This window comes from Corynebacterium sp. MSK122 (genome assembly GCF_030229435.2).
In the GTDB taxonomy this organism is placed as follows: domain Bacteria; phylum Actinomycetota; class Actinomycetes; order Mycobacteriales; family Mycobacteriaceae; genus Corynebacterium; species Corynebacterium marquesiae.
Map to the genome: position 1 here is coordinate 83698 of NZ_JASPHV020000008.1, position 15823 is coordinate 99520.

At 61.1% G+C, this 15823-nt stretch carries 16 protein-coding genes and 1 pseudogene; 5 read left to right on the forward strand and 12 right to left on the reverse strand.

What is annotated here, in order from left to right:
• Nucleotides 1-45: 45 nt before the first annotated feature.
• The 10 genes from QP934_RS05160 to rho all read right to left on the reverse strand — a co-directional run bounded on the left by QP934_RS05160 (nt 46) and on the right by rho (nt 9183).
• Nucleotides 46-861: a F0F1 ATP synthase subunit delta gene (locus QP934_RS05160; protein ID WP_337888522.1), complete on the reverse strand. Its 816-nt coding sequence runs from the start codon at nt 859-861 to the stop codon at nt 46-48.
• Nucleotides 862-867: 6 nt separating this feature from the next.
• Nucleotides 868-1440, reverse strand: a complete 573-nt coding sequence (locus QP934_RS05165) for a F0F1 ATP synthase subunit B (protein WP_049361380.1) — start codon at nt 1438-1440, stop codon at nt 868-870.
• Between the two features lie 44 nt (nt 1441-1484).
• Nucleotides 1485-1727 (reverse strand): ATP synthase F0 subunit C, encoded by a 243-nt coding sequence (locus tag QP934_RS05170; RefSeq protein WP_049361381.1) that lies wholly within the window; start codon nt 1725-1727, stop codon nt 1485-1487.
• A gap of 103 nt (nt 1728-1830) precedes the next feature.
• On the reverse strand, nt 1831-2643 hold the full coding sequence (gene atpB / locus QP934_RS05175; RefSeq protein ID WP_049361382.1) for a F0F1 ATP synthase subunit A: 813 nt from the start codon (nt 2641-2643) through the stop codon (nt 1831-1833).
• Nucleotides 2644-3101: 458 nt separating this feature from the next.
• The gene (locus tag QP934_RS05180) at nt 3102-3479 is read right to left on the reverse strand and encodes a hypothetical protein (protein ID WP_269953440.1); all 378 of its coding nucleotides are present in this window, start codon (nt 3477-3479) and stop codon (nt 3102-3104) included.
• Between the two features lie 73 nt (nt 3480-3552).
• On the reverse strand, nt 3553-4728 hold the full coding sequence (locus tag QP934_RS05185) for an MraY family glycosyltransferase (RefSeq protein WP_269953382.1): 1176 nt from the start codon (nt 4726-4728) through the stop codon (nt 3553-3555).
• 12 nt (nt 4729-4740) lie between these two features.
• Entirely contained in the window at nt 4741-5409 is a 669-nt protein-coding gene (locus QP934_RS05190) for an L-threonylcarbamoyladenylate synthase (protein ID WP_419126966.1), read from the reverse strand.
• 32 nt (nt 5410-5441) lie between these two features.
• Nucleotides 5442-6278, reverse strand: coding sequence for a peptide chain release factor N(5)-glutamine methyltransferase (gene prmC / locus QP934_RS05195; RefSeq protein ID WP_419126967.1), 837 nt, complete (start codon nt 6276-6278; stop codon nt 5442-5444).
• Between the two features lie 6 nt (nt 6279-6284).
• A complete protein-coding gene (gene prfA, locus QP934_RS05200; RefSeq protein ID WP_040425038.1) occupies nt 6285-7361 on the reverse strand; it encodes a peptide chain release factor 1 in 1077 nt (358 codons plus the stop codon).
• Nucleotides 7354-9183 carry a transcription termination factor Rho gene (gene rho / locus QP934_RS05205; RefSeq protein ID WP_419126968.1) on the reverse strand — a complete coding sequence of 610 codons (1830 nt, stop codon included), beginning with the start codon at nt 9181-9183 and terminating at the stop codon, nt 7354-7356. Before rho ends, prfA begins: the two co-directional genes overlap by 8 nt.
• Before the next feature lie 355 nt (nt 9184-9538).
• Between rho and QP934_RS05210 the strand changes: the two genes are divergently transcribed.
• The 5 genes from QP934_RS05210 (at nt 9539) to mobA (ending at nt 14785) form a co-directional block, all read left to right on the forward strand.
• Nucleotides 9539-11320, forward strand: coding sequence for a long-chain fatty-acid--CoA ligase (locus QP934_RS05210; RefSeq protein ID WP_269953380.1), 1782 nt, complete (start codon nt 9539-9541; stop codon nt 11318-11320).
• Between the two features lie 66 nt (nt 11321-11386).
• Entirely contained in the window at nt 11387-12499 is a 1113-nt protein-coding gene (gene moaA / locus QP934_RS05215) for a GTP 3',8-cyclase MoaA (protein WP_419126969.1), read from the forward strand.
• Nucleotides 12500-12509: 10 nt separating this feature from the next.
• Complete coding sequence (locus QP934_RS05220) at nt 12510-13709, forward strand: molybdopterin molybdotransferase MoeA (RefSeq protein ID WP_419126970.1); 1200 nt, start codon at nt 12510-12512, stop codon at nt 13707-13709.
• Nucleotides 13710-13718: 9 nt separating this feature from the next.
• Complete coding sequence (moaC, locus tag QP934_RS05225) at nt 13719-14198, forward strand: cyclic pyranopterin monophosphate synthase MoaC (protein WP_419126971.1); 480 nt, start codon at nt 13719-13721, stop codon at nt 14196-14198.
• Nucleotides 14198-14785: a molybdenum cofactor guanylyltransferase gene (gene mobA, locus QP934_RS05230; RefSeq protein WP_419126972.1), complete on the forward strand. Its 588-nt coding sequence runs from the start codon at nt 14198-14200 to the stop codon at nt 14783-14785. The genes moaC and mobA overlap by 1 nt, the downstream gene beginning before the upstream one ends.
• 126 nt (nt 14786-14911) lie before the next feature.
• On the opposite strand, the gene QP934_RS05235 is transcribed toward mobA, so the two are convergent.
• Both QP934_RS05235 and QP934_RS05240 read right to left on the reverse strand, forming a co-directional pair.
• A complete protein-coding gene (locus QP934_RS05235) occupies nt 14912-15388 on the reverse strand; it encodes a molybdopterin-binding protein (protein WP_419126973.1) in 477 nt (158 codons plus the stop codon).
• A gap of 315 nt (nt 15389-15703) precedes the next feature.
• A pseudogene (locus tag QP934_RS05240) lies at nt 15704-15823 on the reverse strand (IS30 family transposase); the annotation flags it as partial.

The window sequence follows — 15823 nt, forward strand, 5'->3', positions numbered from 1 at the left end:
GGTAGTATCTTCCAGCACTTACTTAAATCGTTTCTGTCGTTTCGGCTACGCCATCTGGGCACGCAGGCGGGCAATCTTGCCTGCCGTGGAGCCATCAATGACTTCATCGCCGACGCGGATGCGCATGCCACCGAGGAGGCTGGTGTCAACCTCAGAGTGAATGGACATCGCACGACCATAAATTTTGCCCAGCTTCTCAGCGAGTACTGCTTGCTGGCCTTCGTTTAGTTCACCCGCTGCGGTAACGCGCGCAATGGTGCGGTCCTGCAGGTCAGCTGCAGAATCAGCCAGTGCGGCTACGTCATCGATCGGGTTCTGCTCTGGGCGGGAGATGGCCTGAAGCACAAGGGCCTCAGTAAACATCGTGACCTTGCCGTAGAGCACGTTTGCCAGCAATCCGCGCTTGCGGGCGGAATCAGCAGTTCGGTCGGAAAGCAGCTGGGTGAGCTCGCCCTCACGGTCAAGGATCTGGGACAGGCGGAAGAGCTCGTCTTCTACCTGGCCCAGCTGACCCTGCGCCTCAGCACCACGCAGCAATGCGCGGCGGCCCAGGGACACCAAGCCCTTGACAAAGTCCTTCGGGGTGGACCACTGTGCGGCCGCAGCTTCCTGGATGATGCGCAATGCGCCATCGGAAATCTTGGAGCCAAACAGGGTCTCAGCCAGGGACTTGCGTGCCTCGCTCGGGGCGGCGATATCGGTAAATACGACGCGCAATTCACGGTCTGCATCCAAGACATCGACAACCTCGAAGATATCCAGGCCCGCCTGCGCGGCGGTCGCGACATTGTTGTCGCCTCCCAGGATCTCATCCAAGCGAGTTTGTGAGGTTGCGAGTGCTTCGCGGCTAGCTGCCTTCATAGTTGCCTACTTTCCGGCCGGTGCCACAGAGTCGAGCTCGGACAAGAAGCCATCAATGGTGGAGGACTTCTTAGAGGCGTCGGAAAGCTCGCCGCCCAGAATCTTCTCCGCCAGGTTGATGGAGTTCTGGCCCATTTCGGAACGCAGCTCAGTAACAACCTGCGAGCGGGAAGCCTCCAGCTGCTTCTCGCCATTGGCGACGATGCGGCGGGACTCTTCTTCCGCGTTGGTCTTAGCCTCGGCCTCAATCTGCTTACCGCGCTCGCGCGCCTGCTCGCGGATCTCGGCTGCCTCTGCACGGGCATCGGCCAGCTGAGCATTGTACTTTTCCAGAGCAGCCTTAGCCTCGGCCTGCTGGGCCTTGGCACGCTTCAAGCCGCCCTCGATCCGGTCTTCACGCTCCTGCAGCATCTGGCTGTACTTCGGAAGAACGAACTTCGCGAAAATCAGCAAGATGATGGCGAACGGAATGATTGACCAGACTAAGTCGTACATCTTGGGCAGGAGGATGGAGTTGCCGCTCTCCAGCGGCAGGTGCTCACTTCCTTCTGCTGCAAGGTAGTAAATGACGTTGTTCATGGGTCTCCGTTCTTAAAGTTCGATTTACTTGTGTAAAGCGTTCTTTAGAACAGGAAGCCTGCAACGAGGCCGATGAGGGCAAGTGCCTCAACGAAGGCGATACCCAGGAACATGGTGGTACGCAGCTGGCCGGCCATCTCAGGCTGGCGTGCCATGCCTTCAACGGTCTTGCCAACGAGGATGCCGATGCCCAGGCCCGGGCCGATGGTGGCCAGGCCGTAGCCGAGGGACTGAAGGCCGTCGAAGGAGGTGGTTGCTGCGTCCTGAGCCAGGATGATCTCGTTCATGTGAAAGTCGTTCCCTTTCAATGTATATCCCGCGGGAGTGTCCTGCGGGGCGGTGTTGGTTTGATTTTGGGGTATTTAGTTAACCGCGAGGTTCGCGTTGTTGTTAGTGCGAATCTGCATGCAACGACAATTCGATGTATACCGCCGTCAGCAGGGCAAAGATGTATGCCTGCAGGAAGATGACGATAAGCTCGTAAAGCGTGAACAGAACCGCTGCGACCAGGGTCAAGCCACCCACTGCGGTCCAGGCGTTGAACTGGAAGAAGAAGAAGTTCGTAGCCGAGTACAACAGGACCAAAATGAGGTGGCCAGCCAGGAAGTTCGCCATAAGACGAAGAGCCAGGGTGACTGGGCGCATAACAAACGTAGAGAATGCCTCAATCGGCACGACAAGAATGTGCAAGGCCGGCGGCAGGTTAGGAATAACCACCGAGGACTTGATGAACTTGCCAAAGCCGTAGCGCTTAGCGCCGGCGTAAATCATGGCGATATACGCAACAGCTGCCAAGACGATTGGCATACCGATACGGGCGTTCGGAGAAATGTTCAGACCCGGCACAATAGTTGTGAGGTTCCAGAACAAAACTGCAAAGAAGATAGAGGCCAAAAGTGGAAGGAAGCGACGTCCTTCCTTCTTGCCCAAGATGTCTTCTGCGATCTGAACTCGCACGAAGTCAATCGCATGCTCGCCTACGTTTTGAATTCCTTTAGGAACCAGCTTGGGGTTCCTGAAGGCGACAACAAATAGGAGCACCAGCACGGCCGCCATCAGAAGGCGAACGAGCATGATGCGATCCAAAGCGAACCAACCGTTGGCAAAATCGCTCAACCAGAGGTCAACGACTCCGCCATCATCGGTTACGTGCCCCGGGAAAAATTCTGGGTCCAGTTCGGGTGCATGGAAGCTACCCTTCATGGCCAATGTTGTAACGCTCAGCGTTCTCTCCCGTGTTCGGGCCACACAGCTTGTCGAAGGCCGTGTGGTGCGATGGACGTCTCAAACTCTCTGCCTCACACACGGACTCCGTCGCACATCAGCGTGCATAAGACAGGGATTCACCGCTGCGAAAGCCAGCTTTTGCGCTAGCCCGCGGTAACCCGAAGAAAAGCGTATCAGTTAGATCAAGAGTTTTCGCACGTGGGGGGCCACTAACGGCCCTAGTTTCGCCGCTGCAGGCTCAATTCCGCCACAAATTCACAACAAAAAGGCCACATTCTGCCTAAATCCTGCTACGTGGAGTTCATCACACTGGCGTATTTCCCCACCTTGACGGGGGTAACCCCAACAGAAACGATTGCATGCACACAGCGCAAAAGGGCCCACCGCCTTTCCTTAAGGAAAAGCGGTGGGCCCGTACAAAGGCCACTTGCCTGCTACGAGACGTAGGTGACCCGCGAGGTGACGACGGCCCATACCTCCGTGCCCAAAGTGGCAAAAAGGGCCAGCATCACGGTCACGAACAGCGCCACGTTGTCATAGAAATCCATATCTCGGATTACGAGAAGCACCATGACCAAGACGATGACCTTGAGCAACCAACCGCCCAGCACCACGGCCATGGTGTTGGCGGGAGTGGTATTGGCAGTCAGCAAGACCGACAAGGCGGTAAATAAGACGAAGCCGCCACCGATAGCGGCACCGACTAGGACTCCCCAAATACCGGGGAGACCACTGATACCGCCCCAGACGGCTAAGGAGACCACCGTGATAACCAGCAGGGCAAGACCACCCAGCTTGACCGCTCTTTGCATAGGACGGCGGTGGTCATCAAATTCCGAGGGTTGCGTAGTCGCTTGTGCTTCACTCACGGCTACACACCCTACCTCACGTGGGCTCGGATTCCTTCACCACGACAGTCTCCCGAACAGCGGGGCCAATCTTTCCTTGCCGCAAAGGTACCAGGGTCGCCGCAAACGCAAGGACCAAGGCAACGATGGTGACGCCGATGGCCACCGGCGCGGGCACGATGGAAAAGGACACCGCGCCGAAGGCCACGGCGGAGACCCACAGGTAAAGGACCAGCACAGTCCGGCGGTGGGTATGGCCGAGCGAGAGTAGGCGGTGATGGATGTGCGCCTTATCTGCAGCAAACGGCGAGCGCCCTTGAGACAGGCGGCGAATCACCGCCCAGACAAGGTCCAGGACTGGAATAAACACTGCTGCGACCACCACAATGATGGGCGACATCAAGGCGACAATGTCCACCGTGCCATAAAGCGACATGTTGATCTTGCCAGACGCGGAAGTCGAGGCCGCAGCGAGCAAGAGTCCAATAAGCATCGAGCCAGAATCGCCCATGAAGATGCGAGACGGTTCGAAGTTATGCGGCAAGAATCCAGCGCACATTCCCACTAGGGCAGCGCTGATGATGGCCGGTGGGTAGGCCGAGACTGCACCGCCTTGGTCGTGGAGAACCGTCAAAGAAAACACCAGAATTGCCCCGCCCGCAATCATGCCAAGGCCTGCCGCTAGGCCATCGAGGCCGTCAACAAAGTTAATGGCATTGATGAGCAAAACGGTAAAAAATGCGGTAAGCAGGGTGCTTTGCAATTGGTCGAGGACTACCGTGGTACCGCCGCCAAAAGGGATGAAAAGCAGCGTCCAGGTAAGGCCCAGCCCGCTCATCAAGGTGGCCGCAAAGAGCTGGCCAAAAAGCTTCACTATCGCGCTCAGTTCCACCAAGTCATCAACCACTCCGACAAGCACGAGCGCCAGGGCCGCCCACAGCACCGCATTCATCTCCGGAGTAACGGGCATAAAGCCCCGAGTCAAGGCTGGAAGCTGGGCTGCGAGGAATATCGCCGCCACGAAGCCAGTAAACATGGCCACCCCACCCATGCGCGGGGTGGGCTGTGTGTGGGCGTCGCGCAGCCGAATCTCCGCCACGCGGCCGGTGCGCACCAAAAAGGAGCGCACCACACCGGTGGTGAGATACGTAAATGCTGCTGCGACGAGGATGACGAGGGCCAGCTCGCGCAGCGGGACACCACTGCCGCTCACGCGAATTCCCCCTTAAGCCTGTGGGCGGGTACGCAGGGTCTGCGCGTCGACGCCGATAACCTCGCCGATTTCCTCGGCCGAGAGCGCTCCTTCGCGTAGCAGGTACGGGCGCTCACCAGAGAGATCCATGATGGTCGACGGCTTGCCAACGGCCGTCTCTCCCCCATCCAAGTAAACCGTCACGGCTTTACCAAGCTGCTGCTTGGCCATAAGCGCCGTGGTCGGCGGCTGGTGACCAGAGATATTGGCAGAGGAGACAGCCATGGGGCCAACCTCGCGCAGCAGCTCGATGGCAATGGGGTGCAACGGCATGCGCAGCATCACGGTGCCGCGGGTATCGCCGAGGTTCCACGGCAGGGACGGTGCTTGCGGAACGACAATGGACAGACCACCAGGCCAGAAGGCCTCCACCAAGTCACGCGCGGTATCGGTATAGGAAGCAACCAGACCGCGAACGGTATCCCAGGAACCCACCAATACTGGCACCGGCATATCTGGGCCACGCTGTTTGGTGGCCAAGAGGTTGGCTACGGCATCGTTATCAAAGGCATCGCAGCCGAGGCCATAGAGCGTATCGGTGGGCATGACCACAAGGCGACCGGATTGCGCAGCCTTGACCGCAATGTTCATGCCCTCTTCACGCTCGGCATCATCGGCGCAGTTAAAAATCTTTCCTTGCATAATCTTTTCCCCTTCTTGCCCTCAATGGTGTCCTAGTCTACCCCGCGCACCGCAGTGACAAAGCGGGGCGTTCCTGTCAGGTCTTGCAGCGCGGCGATCTGTTCAAAGCCGCCGTGTTTGGCCAATGCGGCTTGTACGGCCTCGCTCGCGGAGTCGTCATGTTCGATAGCTAGCTTGCCGCCCGGGCGCACAAGGCGCGCAATGGTCGGGATAAGGCCGGTAATGACCCCCATCCCATCCGCTCCGGCAAAAACCGCGTTATGCGGGTCGTGATATACCTCCGGTTCAAGATCCGGGGTCTCCGGCACGTAGGGCGGGTTGGTCACGAGAAGGTCCACGGTCCCATTCCAGTCCGCCAAGGTGTCGCCGGCAGTGGCGTCGGCCTGGATAACCTCTACCCCGGTGTTATGGGTATTGGCTTGAGTGTAGGCCAAGGCGGCGTCGGCAAGCTCCACTGCCTTCACCTGCGCGTCAGGCAGATAGTGGTGGAGGTAGAGCGCCAACGCGCCCGTGCCGGTGCACAAATCAACCAGCCGCGGGCCTTCGGCATTGCGCACCGCCCAGTCCGCCATAACCTCTGTTTCCGGCCGCGGGATAAACACGCCCGGGCCCACCTTGAGCTCCAGCGGTCCGAACCAGGCGCTGCCTAGTACGTACTGCAAAGGCTCGCGGGCCTCTCGGCGGCGCAGCAGTGCATCAAAGGCCACGTCGAAGCCGGGCATAGGAGACTGATCGAGCGGGATATCCATGTGGCCGCAGTGGATTAGGTGCGCGGCCATGGTGCGTGCATCCCATTCGGGGCTGGCCACCCCGGCAGCACGAAGGCGCTGCACCCCGCGGCGCAGCGCCCGTCCATACGTGTTATCCACGCTGGTTTACCCTTCGGCCTCGAGGCGCTCAGCGCGCTCTTGGTCCTGCAGAGCCTTAATAAGGTCATTCATGTCACCGTTCAACACGGAGTCCAAGTTATTGGCCTTGTAACCAATGCGGTGATCCGTGATGCGGTTTTCCGGCCAGTTATAGGTACGGATGCGCTCGGAACGGTCCATGGTGCGCACCTGAGAGGCGCGCTGCTCGCCGGCCTCAGCCTCACGCGCCTCGCGCTCCATTTGATCCAGACGGGCCTGCAGAACCTGCAGCGCACGCGCCTTATTCTGAATCTGGGAACGCTCCTTCTGGCAGGTCACGATAAGCCCAGTAGGCAGGTGGGTAATACGCACCGCGGAGTCGGTGGTGTTCACGCCCTGACCGCCCTTACCGGAAGAACGGTAGACGTCGACGCGAATATCCTTGTCATCGATATTGACGGACTCGACCTCTTCCGGCTCCGGGTAGACCAGCACGCCGGCGGCAGAGGTCTGAATGCGACCCTGGGACTCGGTAACCGGAACGCGCTGCACGCGGTGCACGCCGCCCTCAAACTTGAATACGGACCATGCACCATCGCGCGACGGGGACTTGGAGCGGAAGGAAATGGTCATATCCTTCACACCGCCCAAATCGGACTCATTGAGGCCCAAGACCTCCCAGTTAAAGCCCGTCTTGTCCGCATAACGCTCGTACATGCGGGCCAAGTCGCCGGCAAAGAGGGCCGCTTCTTCGCCGCCCGCGCCGGCCTTGATTTCCATAATGATGTCCTCGGAATCCTGCTCATCGCGCGGCGCGAGCAGGTCAGCGAGCTTTTCTTCCAAGCTCTCCACGGACTTTTCTAGGCGGTCCGCTTCCTCCTGAAAGTCATGGTCCTCATAGGCCATCTCCTTGGCATCAGCGAGATCCTCGCGCGCCTGGGTCAGCTCATCATTGACCATGATGATGGGGCGCAGCTCCGCGTAGCGCTTGGAAAGCTTGCGGAATTGCTTCTGGTCGCCGGCTACTTCCGGATCGGCCATCTGCATCTCAATGCCCTGGTACTCGGACACGATGTCATCAACGAGCGAAACCTGATTAGACATAATCTTCTTCATCCTTATCCGCAGCCATCGGGGCCGAGGAGGCCACCTGCATCAAGAACTCGCCATTGGAGCGGGTCTTCTTCAGCTGCTTAATGAGCAGGTCAATGGCCTGGTGGGAATCCAGGGCGGAGAGGATGCGACGCAGCTTGGTCATAATGCGTGCCTCCTCTGGAACGAGCAGCAGCTCGTCCTTACGGGTGCCGGACGGATTGACGTCCACGGCCGGGAAGACGCGGCGCTCAGAGATGCCACGGTCCAGCTTCAGCTCGGCGTTGCCTGTGCCCTTGAATTCCTCGAAGATGACGGTATCGCCGGTAGAGCCGGTCTCCACCATGGCGGTGGCGATAATCGTCAGCGAACCACCCTCTTCGATATTGCGGGCGGCACCCAGGAAACGCTTTGGCGGGTAGAGCGCATTGGAGTCCACACCGCCGGAGAGAATGCGGCCAGAAGCCGGGGAGGAATTGTTATAAGCGCGGCCGAGGCGGGTAATGGAATCCAGCAGGACCACGACGTCCTTGCCCTGCTCCACCAGGCGCTTGGCGCGCTCGATAGCCAGCTCCGCTACGGAGGTGTGCTCTGATGGCGGGCGGTCAAAGGTGGAGGCAATAACCTCACCGTTGACGGAGCGCTGCATGTCCGTAACTTCCTCAGGGCGCTCGTCTACGAGGACGACCATGAGGTAGCACTCCGGATTATTGGTAGAAATCGCGTTGGCGATATTCTGCAGAATCGTCGTCTTGCCGGCCTTTGGCGGGGAGACGATAAGCGCGCGCTGGCCCTTACCAATCGGCATGATGAGGTCAATGACGCGGGTGGTGAGGATCTTCGGATCCGTTTCCAAACGCAGGCGCTTATTCGGGTACAGCGGGGTCAGCTTATTAAAGTGCGGGCGCTGCTTTGCGCCTTCCGGATCAATGCCGTTGACGGTATCGACCTGTACCAGCTGGTTGTACTTGCGGCGGTTGCGGCCATTGCCGTGCGTATGCGTCGGGCCGGAAACCTTGACCTGACCGGTAATGGCGTCACCAGAGCGCAGGCCTAGGCGGCGGACGATGCCGTTGTTCACAAAGACGTCGGAAGCCGCGGCGCGGTAGCCCGTGGTGCGCAGGAAAGCGACATTATTGTCTACGACGTCCAAGATGCCGCCGACAGCCTGCAGCTCATCGCCCTCGCGGACCTGCAAATCATTGCCGCCATTATTGTCATTGTTATTTCCGCGGCCGCGGCGGTTGCGGCGGTTGCGGCGCCCACGGCGATTGCCGCGCTCGTGGTTATTGTTGTCCTCGTGGCGGTTGCCGCGCTGCTTATTATCGCCGCGGTCATTCTTCTCGCCCTGATTATCGGAGCCATCCTGGGAGTTATTGTCGCGGTTATCCTTAGCGCCGCCCTGCTCCTCGTTGCGGTTGCGCTCCTCGCGCTCTTGCTGTTCTTGGCGCTCCTGACGCTCTTGGCGGCGGGCGCGGTTGCGGCGAGCGCGGCGGGCCTGGGAGCGCGACTCATAGCGCTGCTCCTCGCCAGAGCTCTGCTGGCGGTTATCCTGCTTCTCGCCGGATTCTTCCTGCTTTTCCGCCCTCTGCGGCGCATCTTCCTGCGCCTTTTTGCGCGGCTTATCTGCTTTCTCCGCCTTTTCTACCTGAACGGCCTTTTCCACCTTGGCCTTGGCCTTAGGCGGAACCTTTCCGGTTTTGATGGCGGTGATGAGATCCCCCTTGCGCAGGGCAGAGACACCACGTAGGCCGCGCTCTGCGGCCATTTTGCGCAATTCCGGCAGCTTCAGGGATGCAAGATCCTGTGCTGCGGTGTTGTCCGTTTCGCTCACGGATATCCTTTCGTTGCTTGACCAGGTCCGATTATGCGGGAGCCGCCGCAGCCTATGCTCGCGGCGTTGCACTGGAAGCCAATGTGTATTTTTCTAGGACTTCTCGCCCTCGTGCCAAGGCGCATGCGCGTCCTGCCGGGCAATAAGTATGAGGCCTCTTCCGTGTCCTTGTGGAGACTTCGCACAGCGAGTGCACGAACCGGAAGAAATCAAGAAACGACTGCGGGCAAAAATACTTCTCTGGGCCCGAATGCATAGGAAAGGGGAGCTAAAACTTTCCGGTTTCCTACCAGTCGCGAACAAGTATAACGCATAGGGAGCAACGCCCGCACCATGACACCGCTACAGTAGAGGCATGCTTTCCACGATGATGGATATCCCCCTCTCCCTGACCCGCATTTTGGAATACGGTGCCTCGGTACACGGGGACACCACGGTTACCACCTGGCACGGTGAGGGCACCGGCTCAGAATTCGATCCGGCCGAGGAAGTTACCTTCCGCGATATCGCTGCCCGCGCCGCCGCGTTCGCCCACGCCATTCACGATGAATTGGGTATCACCAGCGATGAGCGCGTGGGCAGCTTTATGTGGAATTGCGCCGAGCACTTGGAGGTAATGTTCGGCACCGCCTGCAAGGGCGCGATTTTTGCCCCGCTGAATAAGCAGCTGATGAATGACCAGATCCGCCACATTATTAACCATGCGGAAATCTCCGCCATCGTGTGCGATCCCCGCTTGGCGCAGCAGCTGGGCAAGGTGCTCGTGGGCACCGACTCCGTGGGAAGCGTCATCATCACCGGCGCCCAACCAGCGCAGCAGTTTGCTCACCTTTTCCCCCGCGGGGTTGAGGTGTATTCCTATGAGGCGCTTATCGACGGCCGCTCTACCGTCTATGACTGGCCCGAACTAGATGAGCGCACGGCCGCGGCGTTGTGCTATTCCACGGGCACCACGGGCGCGCCCAAGGGAGTGCTGTATTCACACCGGTCTCTCTATTTAGAGGCCATGCAGCTGCGTTCCTCAGACTCGCTGTGCATTACCCACGGCGAGACCTTCCTGTGCTGCATTCCTATCTGCCACGTGCTCAGCTGGGGCGTTCCCTTCACCTGTTTCATGACGGGCACCCCGCTGGTGCTTCCCGACGCCGATGTGTCCGCCCCCACCCTAGCCAAAGCCATCGCCGCTACTTCTCCGCGCGTGGCACACGGCGTGCCCACCATCTGGATTCAGCTCTTTGTCCACTACATGCACCATCCACCAGAGCGCATGACGCTCACCGAGATCTACGCCGGCGGCTCCCCCGTCCCGCCAACGCTGATCAAGATGTGGGAGGAGCGCTACGGCGTCGATGTGGTCCACGTGTGGGGCATGGTGGAAACCTCCACCGTAGGCAGCGTTGCCCGCCCGCCCCAGGGCGCCTCCGGCGATACCCGCTGGGCCTACCGCGTATCCCAAGGCCGCATCCCCGCCTCACTGGAATACCGCGTGGTCAACGACGGGCAAGTCGTCGCTCGCACCGACCGCAATGCCGGCGAGCTGCAGGTGCGCGGTAACCTGGTCACCGGTTCCTACTACCACTCGCCCACCGCTGAGCCGGGCGAAATCGCCTCCGAATTCCGCGGCAAGCAAGTCGAGGCCGCGGAGGATAAGTTCACCGCCGATGGCTGGCTGCGCACTGGCGACGTCGGCTCTGTTACCAAGGACGGCTTCCTTACCGTGGAGGACCGCGCCCGCGATGTCATTCGCTCCGGCGGCGAATGGATCTATTCCGTGCAGCTAGAAAACCTCATCATGTCCGACGAGCTTGTCGTCGAGGCCGCCGTCATTGGCTACCCCGATAAGCAATGGGTCGAGCGCCCACTCGCCGTCACCGTATTGGCCGAGGGCGCCTCGCCCACCATCGAGACTGCGGAGCGCCTGCGCGCCAGCATGCGCAAGGAACTGCCGAGCTGGATGCTGCCGGAGTATTGGACCTTTGTGAAGTCCATCGATAAGACATCCGTGGGCAAATTCGATAAGAAAGATTTGCGCGCCCACCTGGCAGAGGGCGAGTACAACATCATCCGGCTCAAGGGCCCGGGTGAATCCCAGCGGCTCGACGTCACCGGCGCCGCCGATTTAAGCCGGGAAAACTAGGAATAAATTCGCGTCAGTCGCCGTTGCAGCTTGGTGTACCTCGTCCCCTCTCTTAGACTGGCACCAATGACCTCTTCCTCCCAGCAGCCCGTGGTTTCCTTGCCCCTGCCTACCGTAGGCCGAGCGAAACCGCCGGCGGATCTACCTGCACCAGCCGCTGATGGCACGCGCGCACTGCTGGATCGCTATGGACGCCAAGCCCGTGACCTGCGCGTCTCCCTCACGGATCGCTGCAACCTGCGTTGCACCTATTGCATGCCGGCCGAAGGTTTGGAGTGGATGCCCACAGAGCAAACCTTGAACGACGAGGAAACCATCCGGCTGATCCGCATAGGCGTCGGCAAGCTGGGCATCCGCCAAGTGCGGTTTACCGGCGGCGAGCCCCTGCTGCGCAAGTCGCTGGAGAAGATTATTGCCGCGACCAAGGAGCTGCGCACCGACCAGGGTCGCGCCCCTTCCACCGCGCTGACCACCAACGGGCTTGGCCTAGAAAAGCGCGCCGGCGCCCTCGCCGCGGCCGGGCTCGACCGCATCAATATCTCGCTCGACACCATCGACCGCGAGCGCTACGCCGCGCTCACCCGCCGCGACCGGCTCGACCACGTGTTGCAGGCCATCGCCGCCGCGGATGCCGCGGGCCTGCACCCCATCAAGATCAACGCCGTGGTCATGCCCGGGGTCAACGAAGAAGACATCGTTCCGCTGGCGGACTATGCCGTCCACCACAGCGCCCAGCTCCGCTTCATCGAGCAGATGCCGCTCGGGCCCCGCGAGCAGTGGCGCCGCGAGGACATGGTCACGGCCGAAGATATCCTCGCCCGACTGCGCACCCACTTTTCCATGACGCCGGCACGCGAACCACGCGGTTCCGCCCCCGCCGCCCTGTGGGAGGTCAGCGCTCCGGATGGCACGCACGGCACGCTGGGCATCATTGCCTCGGTCACCCACCCCTTCTGCGGCGATTGCGACCGCACCCGCCTTACTACCGACGGCGCCATTCGCAATTGCCTCTTTGGCAATTCCGAAACCCCGCTGCGGGACCTGCTGCGCTCCGGCGCGAGCGATGCAGAGATCATGGAGGCTTGGGCCGGGGAAATGTGGACCAAAAAGCCCGGTCACGGCATTGATGACGAGGGCTTCCTCCAACCAGACCGTCCGATGTCCGCCATTGGCGGCTAACCTGAGTCTTATGTCCACGCCCCGCAGCATCTCCGCGCACCTCGATGCCGTCCTCGCGCTGGCTTCGACTCCACCGGCCGAGTCCGCGCCTGTCGACGCCTCCCTCATCGGCCGCGTCCTCGCCGCCGACGCCACCGCGCGCTTCCCCGTGCCGCCCCATGCCAATTCGGCGATGGATGGCTTCCTCGTCCATGCCGCGGATCTTTCCTCCTCCGCGCCATGGACCCTCCCCGTCGCCGGCGATGTACCAGCCGGCGCGGCTCCCATCGATGTACCCACCGGCCACGCCGTGCGCATCATGACCGGTGCCCCCGTGGCCGATACCGCAGGAATGCTCGTCGTTCCTGTGGAAAACACCACCACCCCGGCCGGCCCGGTAGCACTTCCGGACGAGGTCACCATCACGGAGGCCCCCACCAGGTCGCATATCCGCCCCGCTGGCGAGGACATCCAGCCCGGCGCGCCAGTCGCCACCGTCGGCACGCTTATCGATGCCGCCGTCATTGCCGCGCTCACCTCCGCCGGCGTGTATTCCGTCTCGACCTACCGCCGCCCGCGCATCGCGGTCATTTCTTCCGGCGAAGAACTCGTCTCTTCCCCCGCGCAGCTCGCCCCCGGCCAACTACCGGATTCCAATGGCCCGATGCTCGCTGCCCTTGCAGGTGCAGACGCACACGTCCACGTGGGTGATGCCCCTGCGGGCCTCGCCTCTGCGCTAGATGAGCTAGCCCCCTCCCACGACCTCATCATCACTTCAGGTGGAGTATCCGCCGGCGCCTTCGACGTCGTCCACACCGTACTCGGGCGCACGGATTCCGCGTGGTTCGGACACGTCGATCAGCGCCCGGGTGCCCCGCAGGGCTACTCCCTGTGGAATGACACCCCGGTGCTGTGCTTGCCCGGCAACCCCGTAGCGGCCTTCGTCGATTTCCAGCTCTATGCCCGGCCACTTATCGCCGCACTGTCCGGACACCCCACGCCACGCCAGCGGGTCAACCTGCGCGCCCGGGTGGATTCGCCCCTTCCCACCTCCCGCGGACGGCCGACCATTGTTCCCGTCACCGTAGACTTTCAGGCAGCGCCCGCCATCACCTCGCACCTGCCCCACGGCAGTCACCGCATCGTGTCGCTGGCCGGCACCAATGGCTTTTGCCTCATTGATTCCGAGCCGCCGGCCATGGGCGAGGACATCACCGTTTATCTGTATTAAGGAGTAACCATGGAATTTACCCACCTGAACCCTGACGGCGCCGCCTACATGGTCGACGTCACCGAGAAGCAGCCCACGGTGCGCACCGCCACCGCTGAGGGCGAGGTAGCCTGTTCCCCGGAAGTCATGACCGCCTTGCGCGATGGCACCGTGCCCAAGGGCGATGTCCTCGCCGTTGCCCGCATCGCCGGCATTTCGGCCGCCAAGAAGGTCCCCGAGCTACTTCCTTTGGCACACACCATCGGCGTACACGGCTGCGCAGTCGAGCTCACGCTTGCCGACGACCACGTGTCCATCTCCGCCACCGTCCGCACCGCCGACCGCACCGGCGTGGAAATGGAGGCTCTGACGGCCGTGAACGTTTCCGCGCTCGCCATCATCGACATGGTCAAGGGCGTGGACCGCTCCGCGTATATCCGCCGCTGCGGAATCGTGGCGAAATCCGGCGGCCGCTCCGGGGACTGGTCCCGCACCCTCCCGGAGTCCTAATGCTCGGCGCGGTCATCCTCGCCGGCGGTCACGGCAGGCGCATGGGCGGCGCCGATAAGGCCTCCCTTTTTGTCCACGGCACGCGCTTTATCGACCGCCTGCTCGCCCAGCTTCCCTACGGCACCCCGACCGTAACTGTCTCCCCGCATCGCCTCGGCGTGCCCCAGGTGTGCGAGTCACCGCTCTACGGTGGTCCTGTCGCCGGCATCGCGGCCGGCGCCCAGGCGTTATCCCACTGCTCCGAGCTCGCCCTCTTCGCCGTGGATGCCCCCGATTCGCCGCAGCTGCTTCCCCGTCTGCGCTCGGCCCTCGTCTCCTCCACGGCCGATGCCGTACTCACCCGCGCCGCCGACGGCTACCTCCAGCCGCTGTGTTCCCTCTGGCGCGCTCCCGCGCTCCAAGCTCAGCTCGATTCCCTTCCTACGGCTCGGAACGTCTCCGTCCGTCGCCTCATCCATGGCGCCAACTTCATCGAGATTCCCGGCACCGGCGCCGAACGCGACTACGACACCCGTTCGGAGCTGCGCGAGCTTCCTGCGTTCACTCCCCACACCGCCCTTCGCGCTCACCGGCAGCCGCTCGGCTAGTCCTCCACTTCCGCCGGTGACCGCCAAGGGAGAAGTCTCCGCCTCCCCGCCCTTCGCGCTCACGGTGGGCACCAAATGTGACCACGAACGGTCGCCGGTGAGCGCGAAGGGCGGGATCAACCACACCTATCGGCAAGACCGGAAGATGTCCGGCAAGAGAGGCAGAACCACCCCGAGGGCGTCCTCAACCGCCCCTACTGAGGATGCGGTATTGACCACAAGGCTGCCTCCCCCGTGTTGGGTCATCCCGATAATTCCCCGCGAGAGCCCTGCCTTCGCGGATGACTCCAGGCCGCGCAAAAGTACTTGCGTCTCCAGACCGTACAAACGGGCCGAAATATACTTCTGGGTCACTTCCGGGGTGAAGTTAGTACGGCCAAGTCCCGTGCCGCCAATGATGACAATGACGTCGTTGCCTGCGCGAAGAGCCTCCTTCAGTGCGGATTCCACAGGCTCTGCGCCTTCTGGAACTATCTCAACCGCCCGTACAGAAGCGGAATACGCTTCACACATCTCTCGCGCCCGTTCCCCCGCTTTGCCCGATTTTTCTCCGGACAATACGCGGTCGGAACTGAGAATTATGCTGACGCTTGTGCGTTCCATACCTGTCTACTTCTCCCCACCATCTCAAGGTGACAGATTTCACATACCCTAGACATGCACGCAATCCAATACTATTTGGCAGGCTAACCTGCAATGACAATTCGGACCAGAATTACGCAACATCAATATGCCTTAAATAAGCACGGCGTTTTCCGGTTTATTTTACTCCCCACAGCTTAGCCACAGGTAGATTACGAGTCACACACCTACGACTTGTGAGGAACTCATGACTACTCTCGATACCTCAGGCAAAGTCATCCAGGGCTGGGATCCAGAAGATTCTGAGCACTGGGACTCCAAAATTGCCTGGCGGAATCAAGCGGTGGATGCGCCACGCTTGAATAGTTCGTTAAGTATTTCACGTGGGGTTGCGCCGCCGAGGATTTGTCGGGGTGTTTCGTTGAGCTCATTTTGCACCCACGCGACATGTTCGGG